Origin of the sequence: Halopseudomonas laoshanensis, from assembly GCF_008365385.1 — a bacterium.
Classification (GTDB): Bacteria; Pseudomonadota; Gammaproteobacteria; order Pseudomonadales; family Pseudomonadaceae; genus Halopseudomonas; species Halopseudomonas laoshanensis.
In genome coordinates this window covers 116,415-132,446 of the sequence record NZ_QOVF01000005.1, presented here as the reverse complement: position 1 = coordinate 132,446, position 16,032 = coordinate 116,415, and the positions used below count along the sequence as shown (strand labels likewise).

Sequence of the window (16,032 nt, the reverse complement as noted above, 5' to 3'; positions counted from 1 at the left end):
GTGTGGGCCGGTGTAGTGACGCTGTTCCCCGAGATGTTTGCCGCGTTGACCGAGTACGGTGTTACTGGTCGCGCCGTTAAACGGGGGCAGTTGAGCGTCGAGTTCAGTAACCCGCGAGAGCATGCCCACGACCGTCACAGGACGGTGGATGACCGGCCCTTTGGTGGTGGTCCGGGTATGCTGATGAAGGTTGAACCGCTGTTGGAAGCCATTGAGGCTATCCGCCAGAAGGCGCCTTCACCGCCCAGGGTGATCTACCTGTCACCCCAGGGCCAGCCGCTGACCCAGCAACGGGCGCAGGAGCTGGCCGAGATGGACAGCCTGGTGCTGTTATGCGGGCGTTACGAAGGCATCGACGAACGCATCATCGAGATGTGCGTCGATGAAGAAATCTCCATTGGGGATTATGTGTTGTCCGGCGGTGAGCTGGGCGCCATGGTCGTCCTGGATGCGGTAACCCGGCTGATCCCCGGCGTGCTTGGGCATGCGGATTCAGCGGTAGAAGATTCGTTTACGGAAGGGTGGCTGGACTGTCCGCATTACACCCGGCCGGAAGAGTTTGAAGAGCGGCGCGTACCGGAGGTGCTGCTCAGTGGTAATCATGAACTGATCCGGCGCTGGCGACTCAAGCAGTCCCTGGGCAGAACCTGGCAACGTCGGCCAGCGTTGCTCAAGGATCTAACGCTGAGCAAAGAACAGCAGCAGCTGTTGGCGGAATTTATCCGCGAACGGGAAACCGATAACCATTGAGTCAAGTCCGACGGCTTGTGCAGGAGTTTTAAATGTCCAACATTATTGCCCAGATCGAAGCTGAGCAGATGAGCAAGAAGTTACCCGAGTTCGCTCCGGGTGACACAGTGATCGTTCAGGTTAAGGTGAAGGAAGGCGATCGTTCGCGTCTGCAGGCCTTTGAAGGCGTGGTTATCGGTAAGCGTAACCGCGGTCTGAACTCCGCGTTCACCGTACGCAAGATCTCCAGCGGTGTAGGCGTTGAGCGTACTTTCCAGAGCTACTCGCCGCTGATCGACAGCCTGACCGTCAAGCGTCGTGGTGATGTACGTAAAGCCAAGCTGTACTACCTGCGCGCCCTGTCTGGCCGCGCTGCACGTATCAAGGAAAAGCTGGGCTGATCAGCTCGCTTTCTGGTACAAGAAAAGGCAGCCTTCGGGCTGCTTTTTTATTGTCCAAAATTCCAACCGGCCGTTTTGCAGCGCAGGATTCTGACCCATGCAGCACCCCATGCCTAAAGCCAGCATCAGTGACCTGGAGCAGCGCGTTGTTGCCGGGTACGTTGATAGCCTGTGGCTCGAGCGTGGGCTAGCGCGACCGACGCTGGAAGCTTATCGCACTGATCTGGAGCACCTGGCCAGTTGGCTTGCCGCTCGTGGCAGTGGGCTGATTAAAGCCAGTCGGGCCGAGCTGATGGAGCATCTGGGTTGGCGCATCGGCCAGGGTTATCAGGCTCGGTCTACCGCAAGATTGCTATCCTGTGTGCGCGGTTTTTATCGACACGCCTTGCGTCAGAATCTGATCAGCGAAGATCCTACGCTGGACATTGCGTTGCCCAAGCTCGGTCGGCCGCTGCCCAAGTCACTCAGTGAGGCGGATGTTGAAGCGCTGCTGGCGGCGCCTGATCCTGAGGACAGCCTCGGCTTGCGTGATCGCTGCATGCTGGAAGTGCTCTATGCCTGCGGCTTGCGCGTCAGCGAGCTGACTGGGTTACGCCTGGATCAACTGAATCTGCGCCAGGGCGTGGTGCGTGTCACCGGCAAAGGCAGCAAGGAGCGGCTGGTGCCTCTGGGTGAAGAGGCGATTGTCTGGCTGCAGCGCTACCTGCAGGTCGGTCGCGCGCCCTTGCTGGGTGGCCAACCCAGCGATGTGTTATTTCCCAGCCGCCAGGGCCGGGAGATGACCCGGCAGACGTTCTGGCATCGCATCAAGCTGCATGCCAGCCAGGCGGGTATCCGCACGCCGTTGTCGCCACATACGCTGCGCCATGCTTTTGCCACGCATTTGCTCAATCACGGCGCGGATTTGCGCGTGGTGCAGATGCTGCTCGGGCACAGTGATCTATCGACTACCCAGATCTATACCCATGTTGCCCGCCAGCGCTTGCGTGATCTGCATGCAAGCCATCATCCCCGTGGGTGAGCGAGATCTTTCATGCTAAGCTTGTCGGCCGTAAAGAGGACCTGATATGCGACTGAAATTGCTAATCGCATCGTTGTCAGCGCTATGCGCTACAGCTGTGCTTGCTGAACCGGCTGATGATATCCGTGCCAGCCTGAGCAAACTGAACCTGCCTGTAGCCATCAAGACGATTTCCGAGTCGCCGATCAGTGGTGTGTATCAGGTGCAGCTGGATAGCGGTCGCATTCTGTATGCAAGCGGTGATGGGCAGTTTCTGATCCAGGGCGCACTTTATGATCTGAGTGCCGCGCAGCCACGAAACCTGACCAGCGCAGCTGAAGCGGCCGGTATCGGTGAGGTGGTTAATGCTTTGCCACAAGACCAACTGGTTATATTCGCGCCGGACAAGCCCAAGACTCATGTGACGGTGTTCACCGATGTCGATTGCGGCTATTGCCGGCTATTGCACAGCGAAGTGGGCGAGCTGAACGATCTGGGCATCGAAGTGCGCTATGCGGCGTTTCCGCGTAGCGGGCCTGGCCAGCCGTCCGCGAAGATCATGGAATCCATCTGGTGCGCCGAAGATCGGCAGGAAGCCATGACCGAAGCCAAGCTGGGCAACAAAATCGAGACTCTGACCTGTGACAACCCGGTGAATAAGCAATTTGCCCTGGGTCAACAGGTCGGTGTGCAAGGTACGCCAGCGATCTTTATGGCCAATGGTGTATTGCTGCCGGGCTACAAGCCGGCCGCAGAACTTGCCGAACAAGCCCTGGCCAATCAGTAAAACCGCCAGGACAAATCTACTTCTTATTACATGTGATCCAATGGGGGCCTTAGTTTGAAACCGGTTAAAGTGGGAATCTGTGGTCTGGGCACCGTCGGTGGCGGCACATTCAACGTCCTGCAGCGTAATGCGGTGGAAATTGCCCGGCGCGCCGGTCGGGATATCGAGGTCGCGCAAATTGCTGCCCGGCATCTGAATCCGGCGTGCAGCCTGGGCGCCACACCGGTGACAGATGATGTCTTCGAGGTCGTGAATAATCCCGAAATCGATATCGTTATCGAGCTGATCGGTGGTTATGGCGTAGCGCGGGAAGTAGTCCTGCAGGCCATCGCCAACGGCAAGCACGTGGTGACTGCGAACAAAGCGCTGATCGCCGTGCACGGCAACGAGATTTTTGCCGCAGCCAGCGAGAAGGGTGTGATGGTCGCGTTCGAGGCCTCCGTGGCCGGCGGCATCCCGATCATCAAGGCGGTACGTGAAGGTCTGGCCGCCAACCAGATCGATTGGGTTGCAGGCATCATTAACGGTACCGGCAACTTCATTCTGACCGAGATGCGCGACAAGGGTCGTACCTTTGACGACGTGCTGGCCGAAGCCCAGGCGCTTGGTTATGCCGAAGCCGATCCGACTTTCGACGTGGAAGGGATCGATGCTGCGCACAAGCTGACGATTCTGGCTTCCATTGCCTTTGGTATCCCGTTGCAGTTCGACAAGGCGTACACCGAGGGCATCAGCAAGCTGACCACGGCCGACGTTCGCTATGCCGAAGCCTTTGGCTACCGGATCAAGCATCTGGGCATTGCCCGGCGTACTTCGGATGGCGTCGAGCTGCGTGTACACCCGACATTGATTCCTGCCGATCGTTTGATTGCCAACGTCAATGGCGTAATGAACGCGGTCATGGTTAACGGCGACGCAGTAGGCTCGACGCTGTATTACGGTGCTGGCGCTGGCGCGGAAGCCACGGCTTCATCAATCGTTGCTGACATCATCGATGTGGTACGTACCCTGACCACTGACCCGAACAATCGCGTCCCGCACCTGGCATTCCAGGCGCATTCGCTGTCTGACCTGCCGGTCCTGCCGATGGGTGAGGTGGAAACCGCCTATTACCTGCGGATCCAGGCCAAGGACCGCCCAGGCGTGCTGGCCAAGGTGGCGAGCATCCTGTCCGAGCGCGGGATCAATATCGAATCGATTCTGCAGAAAGAAGCGGAAGAGCAGGACGGTCTGGTGCCGATCATCATCATGACTCACCGCGTGCTTGAGCAGAAGATGAACGATGCCATCGACGCGCTCGAGGCGCTGGACGATATCGCCGGCCCGCTGATGCGGATCCGGGTTGAACAATTGAACTGATAGCGGCAAGCGGCAGCTACAAGCGGCAAGTGCTCTGGAGTTAGACCGGAGGCTTGCCGCTTGTGGCTGGAGGCTTGAAGCTCAAACCTAAGGTTTGTAACGATGCGCTATATAAGCACCCGTGGCCAGGCTCCGGCCCTGAATTTTGAAGACGTACTGCTGGCCGGTCTGGCCACCGATGGCGGTCTGTATGTGCCGGAAAATCTACCGCGCTTTACCCAGGAAGAAATTGCCTCCTGGGCCGGGCTGCCGTACCACGAGCTGGCCTTCAATGTAATGCGCCCATTTGTGGCAGGCAGCATCAGCGATGCGGATTTTCGCCGCATTCTTGAAGAAACCTATGCGGTATTCGAGCATCAGGCAGTAGCGCCGCTGCGTCAGTTGGGTGCCAACGAATGGGTGCTGGAGCTGTTCCATGGCCCGACGCTGGCGTTCAAGGACTTTGCCCTGCAACTGCTGGGGCGCTTGCTTGATCACTTCCTGATCAAGCGTGGCGAGCGCGTGGTGATAATGGGCGCGACCTCGGGTGATACCGGGTCTGCTGCGATCGAAGGCTGCAAGCACTGCGAGAACGTGGATATCTTCATTCTGCACCCGCACAACCGGGTTTCGGAAGTGCAGCGCCGGCAGATGACCACCATCATGGGCGACAATATTCACAACATCGCCATCGACGGCAACTTCGACGATTGCCAGGAAATGGTCAAGGACAGCTTTGCCGATCAGGGCTTTCTCAAGGGCACTCGTCTGGTCGCGGTCAACTCGATCAACTGGGCGCGGATCATGGCGCAGATCGTCTATTACTTCCACGCTGCGCTGCAGCTGGGTGGCCCGGCACGGTCCATGGCGTTCTCGGTACCGACCGGCAATTTCGGCGATATTTTTGCCGGTTATCTTGCGCGTAATATGGGCCTGCCGATCAGTCAGTTGATCGTCGCGACCAATCGCAATGACATCCTGCATCGCTTCATGGGCGGCAATCAGTACGATAAGGATACGCTGCATGCATCCCTGTCACCGTCGATGGACATCATGGTCTCCTCGAACTTCGAGCGCTTGCTGTTCGATATGCACGGCCGTAATGGTTTGCGCATTGCCGAGCTGATGGCAACCTTCAAGTCGACCGGCAAGCTGAAGGTCGAGCAGGAGCGTTGGACCGATACGCGCAAGCTGTTCGATTCGCTGGCAGTGGACGATGAAACGACCTGTGCGACCATCGCCGAAGTCTTTAACGAGTGCGGCGAACTACTGGATCCGCACACGGCCATTGGCGTGCGCGCAGCGCGTGAGTGCCGCCGTTCGATGTCATTGCCGATGATCACGCTGGGCACGGCGCATCCGGTCAAGTTCCCTGATGCGGTCCTCAAGGCTGATGTCGGCGAAGCGCCGCACCTGCCTGCGCATCTGAGTGATCTGTTCGAACGCCAGGAGCGCTTTACCGTGCTGGCCAATGAGCTCAAGGCGGTTCAGTCTTTTGTTGCTGAACACGGGAACCGCGGCAAGCCTCTCTGATCTAAAGGGGCTCCCGGCTAGGGGCGCCTGGCGAGGGGATCCCTATGAGGCCCCCCGATCAGCCCGGTGGGATTTGCGCAGGAGGAGCGCCGTTGTCGACGTCTTTACATAATCTGGAGCAGCTGCTCGAACACATTGCCGTCCTGGCCAAGGACGAACAGCAGGTCTCCATGGCCCAGGTGGTCGAGTCAGTCGGCGACCGCTCCTTCGGTCCGCTACTCCTGATTATGGGCTTGACGCTGTTTTCCCCGCTTAGCGGAGTGCCGGGGATGGCGATCTTTGCCGGGCTGTTCGTTTTGCTTATTGCCCTGCAGATGCTGGTAGGGCGCAAGCATTTTTGGTTGCCGGGGTTTATCCTCAATCGCTCTGTTGCCCAGAGCAAGCTGATCAAGGCTCTGGACTGGCTCAAGCCGACGGCTCGCCGGGTAGACCGGATGATCAAACCGCGCCTGAACTTTATGCTGCATCCCTCATCTACTTACCTGATAGCCGGGCTTTGCGTCATGGTGGGTGCTGCGTTGCCGTTTCTCGAACTGGTGCCCTTTTCCTCGTCAATCGTAGGGCTGGCGCTAGCCATCCTTGGTCTGGCTTTGGTAGCGCGCGACGGCCTGCTGGTCCTTATTGCGGTATCTTTTATCGGGGCTGCGGGTAGTTTGGCGATCATTAAATTTCTGTAGTCCTGGCTCGCCCGTCTTCGACCATGCATACAAGGAGTTGCCGACGCGATGCTCTGGTTACTGGTTTTACACATAGCTGCCTTGTTGTTCTGGGGTGCGTGTCTGCTTTATCTGCCGGCGCTGATTGCGGGTGCCTCTCGGGATAATTCCGAGATCAACAATCCGGCCATCGAGGGTTCCGCGATCAAGGAGCCACCGGACCCGTTCGATTCCATTGCACGCTTTGTATTCACACGCGTAGCTACGCCTGCCGCGTTGTTGGCAATTCTGGCAGGCAGTCTGGTTTTTCTGGTGAACCATACGGTAACGGTCTGGCTGATTGCCAAGCTGACACTGGTGGTGGGTCTGGTGTTCGTTCATACCTTGCTCGGTATGCTGGTGCTGCGCCTGGAAGCCAATAACGGCAAGCCGTTGCGGGTGTGGTGTCTGGTGCTGGGGCTGACGGCCTGCGCGCTGATGGCGGGAATTATCTGGCTGGTACTGGCCAAACCTGTGTTGGAGGTTTGGCCATGAATGTCTCAGGGCTCATCGTACTGTTGGATTTTCATGTTGCGCGCCACCCGCTTTGCGGTTTTCTCCGGCGCGACGCCCACCGCATGGTCGTAAACCAGTTGTCCGCCGAGAAAGCTGGCAAGGGCGATCAACAAGCCGCCCAGCAGCGACATATACAGGCCCCAAGGCATGATCAGTGCATCCGGGCTGCCCAACCGGCTGAGCCAGTTGAGCGTGGCGACAGACAGCAGCATGACCGCCAGAATGGCATGGCACCAGGCCGTGATGAGGCGACGTATCTGTTCAACAATAATCAGGTCGAGCAAACCGATGGTGCCGGATATCCATCCGCCCACGACGCCCACGCCCGCCAGCCACAGTCCGGCTCTGGCCCAGAAAAAATCGCCACTCAGCAGATAGGCGATGTCAGTCCCGATCAGACCCAGCAGGGCAGCCACCGGAAAGTGAATGACCATCGGATGTATCGGATGCCCGTGAATCGACATTTTGCTGATAATGGAAGCGGAAGCCATCTTGATCCTCGACGTTATGCCCGTGCGCCTGCCCGTCGGGCAAGTCGTGGTGTGAGCGAAAGATTAGCAGCCGCAGCGCTGCTTGGCACGTCCTTGCTGCTCGGCGGTTGTAGCGGTCCGATGTCCTCGTTGCAGCCAGGAGGCCCTAGTGCTCAGGCGGGCGCGTGGATGTGGTGGGGGATGTTCGGGTTCTTTACCCTGGTGTTGGTGGCAGTGATAGTGCTGTGGCTGCATGCCATGCGCCGTGATCCTGGCGAAGTCAGCGACCGGGAGGCGCAGCGCGAGCAAAATCGCTGGGTGATCGGCGGCGGGTTGATTCTACCCATTCTGAGTATTGTCGTGATCCTGGCGGTGGGTATCCCACTGGGTCAGCGAATGCTGCCATTGCCACCGGACGACGGCGAGGTAGTGCGCATTGATGTCACTGCCCACCAATGGTGGTGGGAAGTCAGCTATCCGGATACCGGCATTGTGCTGAAGGACCAGTTGCACATTCCTGCCGGCGTGCCGGTGGATCTGCGCCTGACCAGCAACGATGTTATCCACGCGTTCTGGGTGCCGCGACTGGGTGGCAAGATGGATATGTTTCCGGGCAGAACCAATATTCTGCGCTTGGAAGCAGATCACCCCGGTGTTTATCACGGCAGTTGCAGTGAATTTTGCGGCCGCGGTCACGCGCACATGCAATTTACCGTAGAGGCCCACGAACCGGATGGTTACCAGGCATGGCTGACGGAGATGCAAGCCGATGACTGAACATAGAAACCAACCCGATCAAGCGCGCCACGAGGAGCTTGAGCGCGTATGGGGCAACGAACCCGGCTGGCGGTCGGCTTCGGCGGTCAATCATACAACCGTAGGCCTGCGTTTTCTGATTACCGGCCTGGCTTTTTTCCTGGTCGGCGGCGTGCTGGCGATGCTGGTCCGCACCCAGCTGGCGCTGCCGGAACAGGACATCATCGGGCCTGATCTGTACAACCAGATATTCACCATGCATGGCACGGTGATGATGTTTCTGTTCGCGATCCCGGTGCTGGAAGGCGCGGCCATGTATCTGATCCCGAAGATGATCGGTACCCGTGATCTGGTGTTTCCGCGGCTTAGTGCGCTTGGCTATTACTGTTATCTGTTCGGCGGCCTGATCATCATGTCCAGCCTGGTGCTGCAGATTGCGCCGGATGCGGGCTGGTTCATGTACACGCCGCTCAGCAGTTCAACCTACTCCCCGGGTCCCGGGTCCGACTTCTGGCTATTGGGCATCACCTTCGTCGAGATTTCGGCTATCTCCGCCGGTGTCGAGCTGGTGGTCTCGATACTGCGTACCCGGGCCAACGGCATGGCGCTGAATAAGATGCCGATCTTCTGCTGGTACATCCTGGCGATGGCGCTGATGATCATTTTCGGCTTTCCGCCGTTGATTCTCGGCAGCATCCTGCTGGAACTGGAGCGCGCCGCGGGCTGGGTATTCTTCGAGGTAGCCGGTGGCGGCGATCCGCTGTTGTGGCAGCATCTGTTCTGGCTGTTCGGTCACCCTGAGGTGTACATCATTTTTCTGCCGGCGGCTGGGATCGTCTCCACGCTGATTCCGGTGTTCGCTCAGCGTCCACTGGTGGGGTATCGCTGGATTGTGCTGGCGATCATCGTCATGGGGTTCATCAGCTTCGGCCTGTGGGTGCATCACATGTTCACTGTGGGCATTCCGCAACTGGCGCTGGCGTTCTTTTCGGTAGCCAGCATGCTGGTGGCGATACCCACGGCGATTCAGATATTTTCCTGGCTGGCGACATTATGGAGCGGCAAGGTGCTGTTCCGTTTGCCCATGCTGTGGATTCTGGGGTTTCTGATCGTATTTGTCTGTGGCGGTCTGACCGGGGTGATGCTGGCGCTGGTACCGTTCAATTGGCAGGTGCATGACACCCACTTCGTCGTCGCACATATGCATTACGTGCTGGTCGGCGGGATGCTGTTTCCATTGGTGGCGGGCTTTTATTACTGGCTGCCGCATATTTCCGGGCGCATGCCTTCGGACACCTTGGGGCGCTGGGGCTTCTGGCTGTTTTTTGGCGGCTTCAACATGACCTTCCTGCTGATGCACCTGACGGGTCTGCTGGGTATGCCGCGCCGGGTATATACCTATGATGCGGAAATGGGTTGGGGCTGGCTGAATCTGCTGTCATCGGTGGGCGGTTTTGTCATGGCCATCGGCGTGGCGGTGGTGATCCTCGATATCGCGCTGCATTTCCGTTTCGGCCGCAAGGCCGAGCGCAATCCGTGGAACGCCGATACGCTGGAATGGGCCACACCGATGCCGGTCAGTGCGTACAACTTTGCCAGCCTGCCGGACATCACGACGCGACATCCCATGTGGGATCAGCCTGATCTGCCCGATACCATTGCGGCAGGTAAGCACGGGTTGCCGGAGGTGCTGAATCAGCGTCGGGACATTTTTGGCTCGGATGCGATTACCGGCAAGGTACGCGAGATTGTGCATCTACCCACCAATTCCTGGTTGCCGATGCAGACCGCCGCGGTGATCGCCGTGGTGTGTATCAGTCTGTTGGTCAAAGCCTATCCGCTGGCGCTGGCGGCATGCTTCGGCGTGCTGTTCTTTGCACTACGCTGGAGTTGGCACAACGGCGCTCATCCAGTCGCTTCGCCTTGGCGTGATGACGATCCGGTAGATCCGCCGCTGCATTCAAGAACCTTCGATGGACCGGGCCTGTGGGGCATGGTCATCAGTCTGATGGCCAACGGCACCTTGTACGTGTCGCTGCTGTTCGGCTGGTTTTATCTATGGACCGCAGCGCCGCAATGGGCGGCACCGGAAGAGGGCCCCATTGCCCTGTTGCCTTTGATTGCCAGCGGTGTGTTGCTGAGCCTGGCTGTATTGGTGTTTCGCCGGGCAGTAAGTCAGTTGCGTCAGGGTACCGATGCGCGGTTGCAGAACCTGCTGTGGCTGGCCGCCGGATTGGGTCTGTTGCATTTTCTCAGCCTGGTCTGGGTACTGGTCACCGCGCCCTTGACGCCGGGTGAGCTGGCGCATGACGCAGTGCTGACCGTAATGCTCTATTACCTGCTGTTTCATGGCGGCCTGGCGACTATCTTCACCGTGCTGCAAGCGGTACGCGTGCGCATAGGTTACGTGGCCCTGCGCCTGCCTTACGAGCCGGTGGTGGTGCAGCCATTCTGGATGTATACGCTGGGTGTGTTCTGGATGAGCTTTGCCGCCTTTGTGCTGTTGCCGATGGCCTGGGGAGGTGTCTGATGTCGCCGTGGTCACCGCTGCACCCACTGCATCTATTTCTTGGACTGGTGATCTGGAGCCTGTGGTTCGTTGCGCTGTACGGCGGCTTGTCGCTGGCCTGCGAGTTCGCGCCGCCTGATGAGGAGCGCGGTGCCTTGACCTGGGTTAACGCTTCCATGTTGCTGCTCGCAGCGCTGGTCAGCAGTTTTCTGCTCTGGTCTGCCAGGCGCTGCTGGGGGGCTGCGCCGGATACCGATGAAGGCGCCGCTACCGGGCGGTTTGTCGCGCGGATTGCCGCCGCTGTCTATCTGATCTCGGCGCTGGCGGCAGTTGGGCTTGCGCTTCCCGGCGCGATTTTACCCCCATGCATTTAAAACGTGTGGCATTAGGCGTGCTCGCGGGGGTATGGGTGCCTGTATCGTCCACATGGGCGCATAGCCCCCTTGAAGGCGGCGGTCAGGAACAGCTCGCGGGACTGTTGAGCGCGCTGGTCATGGCCGGATTCTGGTTGCTCTATCTGGTTGGTGCCTGGCGCGTGCGCCCGGCAATTTGGCAATCCGCCGCGTTTCACACCACCATGATTCTGAGCTTTTATGCTGTGCTGGGTCCGTTGGATGAATGGGCGGAAACCAGCACGGCCTGGCACATGGTCCAGCACATGTTGTTCATGGTGGTCATCGCGCCGCTGTTTGTGCTGTCGCGACCGCTGCCGCAGATATCTGCCGGGGGTGGACGTGCGGGCGCGCTAGTCTGGGAGCCGATGCTGCGCTTTACTCGGCATCCGATGCTCACCGCCTATGTGCATGGCATGGTCATCTGGTTCTGGCATACCCCTTATTTTTACGTACTGGCGCTGGATAATCCCTGGTGGCATGTGATCGAACACGCCTTCTTTCTGGTAACGGCGGGGTTGTTCTGGTGGGCAGTGCTGAAGAGCGCCTCGCGCAATGTGCACTGGGCACTGTTCGCGCTGCTGTTTACCTTGATGCATACGGGGTTTTTGGGGGCGATGCTGACGTTCGCACAATCGTCGCTTTACGGAGCAGATCGGCCGCTGGAGGACCAGCAACTGGCCGGATTGATCATGTGGGTACTGGGCGCCTTTCCTTATCTGGTCGCTTCATGCTGGGTCGGCTACCGCTGGTACCAGCAGATGCAGCGAAGGATCAGCCCCGAAGGCTGATCACTCCGACTACTGGCCGCTATCGCCCTGCAGGTCGCCGGCAGGTAACCGATCTGCACCCCAGCTGCGCTGGATATAGCCAATCACTTCATCCAGTTCGCCGCGTGTCACGGTGGCCATTTCGCCATGCTCAAGCGGGTCGTAATGGAAAATATACAGACGCGACAGAAACTGCTCAAAGGGCAGTGAAGCCTCCCCAAACCGCTCGCCATGGCCAGCGGTGCTGACAGTCACGCCGTCGCCCCAGTTCTGACCGCTGTCGTTGTTCGGGTTGAAGAAGTACACCCGCATCACATCCTTGGGATCCAGAGTCACCCGCAGGATGGTAATGGCATGCCAGCCGATAAAACGCGCCGCGCTGTCGGTGACAGCAATGCCCGCAGGCTGGGGGTGGATCAAGGGCTGATTGCCGTTATGGAACGGATGGTAAGCAGCATAGAAGTGACGCAGAAAGCCGTCCAGATCGACCAGCTTGCCGGTCGGCACATCCACATTCAGGCGGAAGCCGCGGCCGGCCCACCAGCCATGAAACTCCGGATTGACCCAGCGGTGCGGATCTCCTTCGCGGCCAATACAGCGCCGGCCCATCTCCGCATAAATGCGATCCAGATGCGGTACAACAATCAAGGATACCGGGTCCAGATCGATTGGCAGGCTGGTGGCTACCCCGGACAGGCTTTCCTGTGAAGAAATCGCCTGGCCCTCGAAGTGCATGATGATTTCGTCATCGCGGGCCGCCCAGGTCACCATCTGCAACAGGTAGTCCGGATCATTGTAGGCCCACATGGACATCGCCCGCGCCGACTGGCAGGTCGGGTTATTCCCCTGACCCACGCCCAGCGGCAGACCCAGCATGCAGAGCACGCCTTCAAGCAGGAATGCCTCGGGCGTGGCCTGGTCACCAAAGGCCATAGCCAAGCGTTCCCGGGTGTAGGTGCTCAGGGGTAACCCCAGCTGGCGCCACATCGCAGGGGCTACTGGCAGTTGATAGAGAATGCCGCGCTCCAGCATCAACGACAGGCCGTAAATAGCCTGCGGTGTAGCAGGGAAGACGCTGGCGTCAATCAGGCTGAGCGCCAGTTCGCGGTAGCACATCAGGCAATCGCGACCTGTCGATGACAGGCCCAGAGCTTCCGATAGCAGGTGTTCGCCTTCATTCAGCAAGTGCCGTACCAGAACCGTGTGGTAAGCCGAGACCAGCCCAGTATCATGCATCGCCCGCGCAAAGCCGGTGGCCTCGCTCTGCAAGGCGGTGTTGTCCATGTATTCGAGACGCTCTTGATAGATCTCGATACCGGGATCTTCACGGCACGCGTGCGTTGGTCCGAACAGGCTGCTGACCAGTCGGTCGGCACCCTGACCGCTGGTACCCAGATCGATCTCGGGGTTGGCTTGGCAAATCGCTATCTGGGTAATCATGCGACGCACGGAGCTGACCTGAATCGGTCGTTGCTGCTGGATGCGCCAGATCTCATCAATCAATTGATCGATGATGAATTCGTAGCCGATACAGCTGGCCAGGTGTTCAAGCAGGTTGCGGGGAAGAACGGCCAACCTGCCCTGGGTTTCCCGTTCGGCTTCGCTGGGCGGTGTGAACAGCAGGACGAGGTTGTTGGCCAGTACCTGGGTAAGGAAATGATGCGCTTGCTCTGCACTCATAGACGGGTGCACGTAATCGCCGCGGGATATCGCCAATAACCGCAACTGGCTTAACGCTTCAATGACCAGTGTATTGGCGTCCGGGCTGCGCAAGGTATTGCCGGTCAGTGCCGGGATCAGCGTTTGCGGGCTGTCCCAGTCCGAGCCCATGAATACACCGGCGCTTTCCAGAGCCTCAGCACGGGCGGCCAATCCGACACAGCCGCCGTCATGCAACAGAACCCGCCGAGCTGTATCGAATACCCGGTCGAGCTTGCCGATTTTGGCAAACTCGGGCGCATTGTTCAGCGCCTGGAGAGCATCATCAAACCGCGACAGCAGCAACACCAACTTGCTGTCATCAACCTGTTGCTCGGCATCGCTGCTAGCCACACACTTCCCCTTACCCTAAATTGTTGCGACCCATGATAGGGGTCCGGAAACCGATGTGCTACACGTAGAAGTCGAGCTCTTCCTGACGCTTGAGCAAGTCGTGCATGACTTTGGAATCCTCGCCAACAAAGTACAGCAGTCCCCAGTGCGTGCCAAATGCGGTGCGCTTGGTGACCATTTCTTCCATCGGAGTGGTCAGCTCGTGTGACTCGAAGTACGGATGATCTTCGGTCTCGGCGGGCATCTCCAGCTTGCTGACCACGCGGCGGCGGGGGTACACCCCAAAGCAGCCGGCGTAACCGGTAGCATCTTCGACTTCACGCGGGAAGTAGGCTTTGACTTCTTCTTCGGTGGACTTCGGATCAAATACCAGCATTGAGGCGTGATAGGCGTTAAAGCCCTTGTATACCCGCTCCAGCAGCTCAAATACCTTGAAGCCCGGCGGCCGGTAGGCGACTTCGCCAAAGTACATTTCTCCGTCACTGGTAACAAAGTACTCAGGATGGATCATGCCGAATTCAATATCGAAGGTCTTGATCAGCTTCTCGATCTGCTTGACGATCTGCGGGCGATACGCCTCCAGATCGGGTGAGGCAGGCACATGCACCGAGTAGCCCAGACGGACATATTCGGAGATGTTCAGGAAGCGGATCTTGCCGTTGTGGACCCAGGCTTCAACCGCAAATTCCCAGCCGTCCAGATGTGATTCCATCAGCGACGGAAATTCGTCATCCGGAATGGCGTCCACGTCGTCCGGCGTGCGTATCACCCGGTGACCCAGGCAGCCGGCCTTGTCGAAGGCCTTGAAATGAATAGGGTCGTTCGGATCACCATCCAGCTTGAGCAGAGTCTGGTTGACTCGCTTGAGAAAGCGAATCACGTCTTCACGGTCGTGCGCTTCTTCAAAGATGCCGACGCGAATACCACCCAGCTGAGCGCGACGCTTCATCAACGACTTGTCACGCATGAGCATGGCCTGACCAAACAGGCGTGGGTTGTCCAGCAGCACCGAGTTGATCGCGCCGGCCCACTCAACCGTTTCTTCAAACAGCGGGATGGCAACATCGACACCCATGTCCTTCAGGGTCTGAGCGATTTCCAGTGACCGGTCGTTCAGTCGCTCGAAGTTCCAGGGTACGAAGGGGATGTCGTGGGTCTTGCAATATTCTTCCGCCCATTCGGGGGCAACGACCACATAACGGCGATCAAAGGTAGCGGCTGCTTCGACGGCATTGGGTGCCCAGCCGAGTAGTGCGATAAAACCTTTAGTGGGATCCTTCTTCATGTGTAGCCTCCTGGAGAGCGGTTGAAAGGGAGATTCAGCCCCTCTTTGCGCTTGGCAAGGAGCAGCTGTATCGCTTATATGTGTAACTATCATACATGGATAGGTAGGGCGCGGCTAATCAGTCTGGCTATAGATTGTAACGGTGATGAAGAAATTCACGTCAAAAGACGGGATATAAAATAGTTTGAGTACAAAATAAAACCCCGATAACGCGCTAACGTTATCGGGGTTGGGTGATGCGCTTGGTCTTACACCAGCGTCAGCGTCACATCGATGTTGCCGCGGGTGGCATTGGAGTAGGGGCAAACGATATGGGCCTTGTCTACCAGGTCTTGGGCGACGGCTGGGTCGAGTCCGGGCAGGCTTATCCTGAGCTCGACTTCGATGCCGAAACCGGTGGGCAGAGGGCCGATACCAACGATGCCTTCAATCGAGCTATCGGCAGGCAGCTTGACCTTTTCTGCGCCGGACACGTGCTTCAGCGCGCCGAGAAAACAGGCTGAATAGCCAGCGGCGAACAGCTGCTCAGGATTGGTGCCCTTGGCGCCATTACCGCCCAACTCCTTGGGCGTTGTCAGCGCGACGTCCAATACGCCGTCGGATGATATGGCTTGGCCTTCGCGGCCTCCGGTAGCTTCAGCCGAGGCGCGATACAGTACTTTTTCAATCGACATGGAACTCTCCTTACGTAATCAGGGTGGGTAGCGAACGCTGCGCATGGGCAGGTTTTCCAGGCGATCTTGCTCGCTTGAAATAAGGTTAGCGCAAAGGTAGTTAGTGCGCAATATAAAAACGTGCC

At 58.5% G+C, this 16,032-nt stretch carries 16 protein-coding genes; 12 read left to right on the top strand and 4 right to left on the bottom strand.

From position 1 onward, the window contains the following. The 8 genes from trmD (at position 1) to DT594_RS15170 (ending at position 6,978) form a co-directional block, all read left to right on the top strand. Positions 1 to 750: a tRNA (guanosine(37)-N1)-methyltransferase TrmD gene (gene trmD / locus DT594_RS15205; RefSeq protein WP_096347977.1), complete on the top strand. Its 750-nt coding sequence runs from the start codon at positions 1 to 3 to the stop codon at positions 748 to 750. 32 nt (positions 751 to 782) lie between these two features. Further along, positions 783 to 1,130 carry a 50S ribosomal protein L19 gene (gene rplS / locus DT594_RS15200; protein ID WP_022961062.1) on the top strand — a complete coding sequence of 116 codons (348 nt, stop codon included), beginning with the start codon at positions 783 to 785 and terminating at the stop codon, positions 1,128 to 1,130. Between the two features lie 124 nt (positions 1,131 to 1,254). After that, positions 1,255 to 2,151, top strand: a complete 897-nt coding sequence (xerD, locus tag DT594_RS15195; protein WP_246164659.1) for a site-specific tyrosine recombinase XerD — start codon at positions 1,255 to 1,257, stop codon at positions 2,149 to 2,151. Positions 2,152 to 2,197: 46 nt separating this feature from the next. Beyond that, on the top strand, positions 2,198 to 2,917 hold the full coding sequence (locus tag DT594_RS15190) for a thioredoxin fold domain-containing protein (RefSeq protein ID WP_149333504.1): 720 nt from the start codon (positions 2,198 to 2,200) through the stop codon (positions 2,915 to 2,917). A gap of 54 nt (positions 2,918 to 2,971) precedes the next feature. Continuing rightward, positions 2,972 to 4,276: a homoserine dehydrogenase gene (locus DT594_RS15185; RefSeq protein WP_149333502.1), complete on the top strand. Its 1,305-nt coding sequence runs from the start codon at positions 2,972 to 2,974 to the stop codon at positions 4,274 to 4,276. 102 nt (positions 4,277 to 4,378) lie between these two features. Then, the gene (gene thrC / locus DT594_RS15180) at positions 4,379 to 5,788 is read left to right on the top strand and encodes a threonine synthase (protein WP_149333500.1); all 1,410 of its coding nucleotides are present in this window, start codon (positions 4,379 to 4,381) and stop codon (positions 5,786 to 5,788) included. Positions 5,789 to 5,880: 92 nt separating this feature from the next. After that, complete coding sequence (locus tag DT594_RS15175) at positions 5,881 to 6,465, top strand: exopolysaccharide biosynthesis protein (RefSeq protein ID WP_149333498.1); 585 nt, start codon at positions 5,881 to 5,883, stop codon at positions 6,463 to 6,465. Positions 6,466 to 6,513: 48 nt separating this feature from the next. Then, entirely contained in the window at positions 6,514 to 6,978 is a 465-nt protein-coding gene (locus DT594_RS15170) for a CopD family protein (RefSeq protein WP_149333496.1), read from the top strand. Positions 6,979 to 6,983: 5 nt separating this feature from the next. Here DT594_RS15170 and DT594_RS15165 read toward each other — a convergent pair whose 3' ends face one another. Continuing rightward, positions 6,984 to 7,490: a DUF2231 domain-containing protein gene (locus tag DT594_RS15165; RefSeq protein WP_096347971.1), complete on the bottom strand. Its 507-nt coding sequence runs from the start codon at positions 7,488 to 7,490 to the stop codon at positions 6,984 to 6,986. 51 nt (positions 7,491 to 7,541) lie between these two features. On the opposite strand from DT594_RS15165, the gene coxB reads away from it, so the two are divergent. From coxB to DT594_RS15145, 4 genes are read left to right on the top strand one after another with little or no spacing between them, the layout of a single operon-like run. After that, complete coding sequence (coxB, locus tag DT594_RS15160; protein ID WP_246164655.1) at positions 7,542 to 8,246, top strand: cytochrome c oxidase subunit II; 705 nt, start codon at positions 7,542 to 7,544, stop codon at positions 8,244 to 8,246. Further along, a complete protein-coding gene (gene ctaD / locus DT594_RS15155) occupies positions 8,239 to 10,755 on the top strand; it encodes a cytochrome c oxidase subunit I (protein WP_149333494.1) in 2,517 nt (838 codons plus the stop codon). Before coxB ends, ctaD begins: the two co-directional genes overlap by 8 nt. Next, a complete protein-coding gene (locus tag DT594_RS15150) occupies positions 10,755 to 11,108 on the top strand; it encodes a hypothetical protein (RefSeq protein ID WP_149333492.1) in 354 nt (117 codons plus the stop codon). The genes ctaD and DT594_RS15150 overlap by 1 nt, the downstream gene beginning before the upstream one ends. Further along, positions 11,099 to 11,917: a cytochrome c oxidase assembly protein gene (locus DT594_RS15145; protein ID WP_149333490.1), complete on the top strand. Its 819-nt coding sequence runs from the start codon at positions 11,099 to 11,101 to the stop codon at positions 11,915 to 11,917. Before DT594_RS15150 ends, DT594_RS15145 begins: the two co-directional genes overlap by 10 nt. Positions 11,918 to 11,926: 9 nt before the next feature. Here DT594_RS15145 and DT594_RS15140 read toward each other — a convergent pair whose 3' ends face one another. The 3 genes from DT594_RS15140 to DT594_RS15130 all read right to left on the bottom strand — a co-directional run bounded on the left by DT594_RS15140 (position 11,927) and on the right by DT594_RS15130 (position 15,907). Continuing rightward, positions 11,927 to 13,948, bottom strand: coding sequence for a hypothetical protein (locus DT594_RS15140; protein WP_149333488.1), 2,022 nt, complete (start codon positions 13,946 to 13,948; stop codon positions 11,927 to 11,929). Positions 13,949 to 14,006: 58 nt separating this feature from the next. After that, complete coding sequence (locus tag DT594_RS15135) at positions 14,007 to 15,233, bottom strand: ATP-grasp domain-containing protein (protein ID WP_096347965.1); 1,227 nt, start codon at positions 15,231 to 15,233, stop codon at positions 14,007 to 14,009. 248 nt (positions 15,234 to 15,481) lie between these two features. Continuing rightward, on the bottom strand, positions 15,482 to 15,907 hold the full coding sequence (locus DT594_RS15130; RefSeq protein ID WP_149333486.1) for an organic hydroperoxide resistance protein: 426 nt from the start codon (positions 15,905 to 15,907) through the stop codon (positions 15,482 to 15,484). Between the last annotated feature and the right edge of the window lie 125 nt (positions 15,908 to 16,032).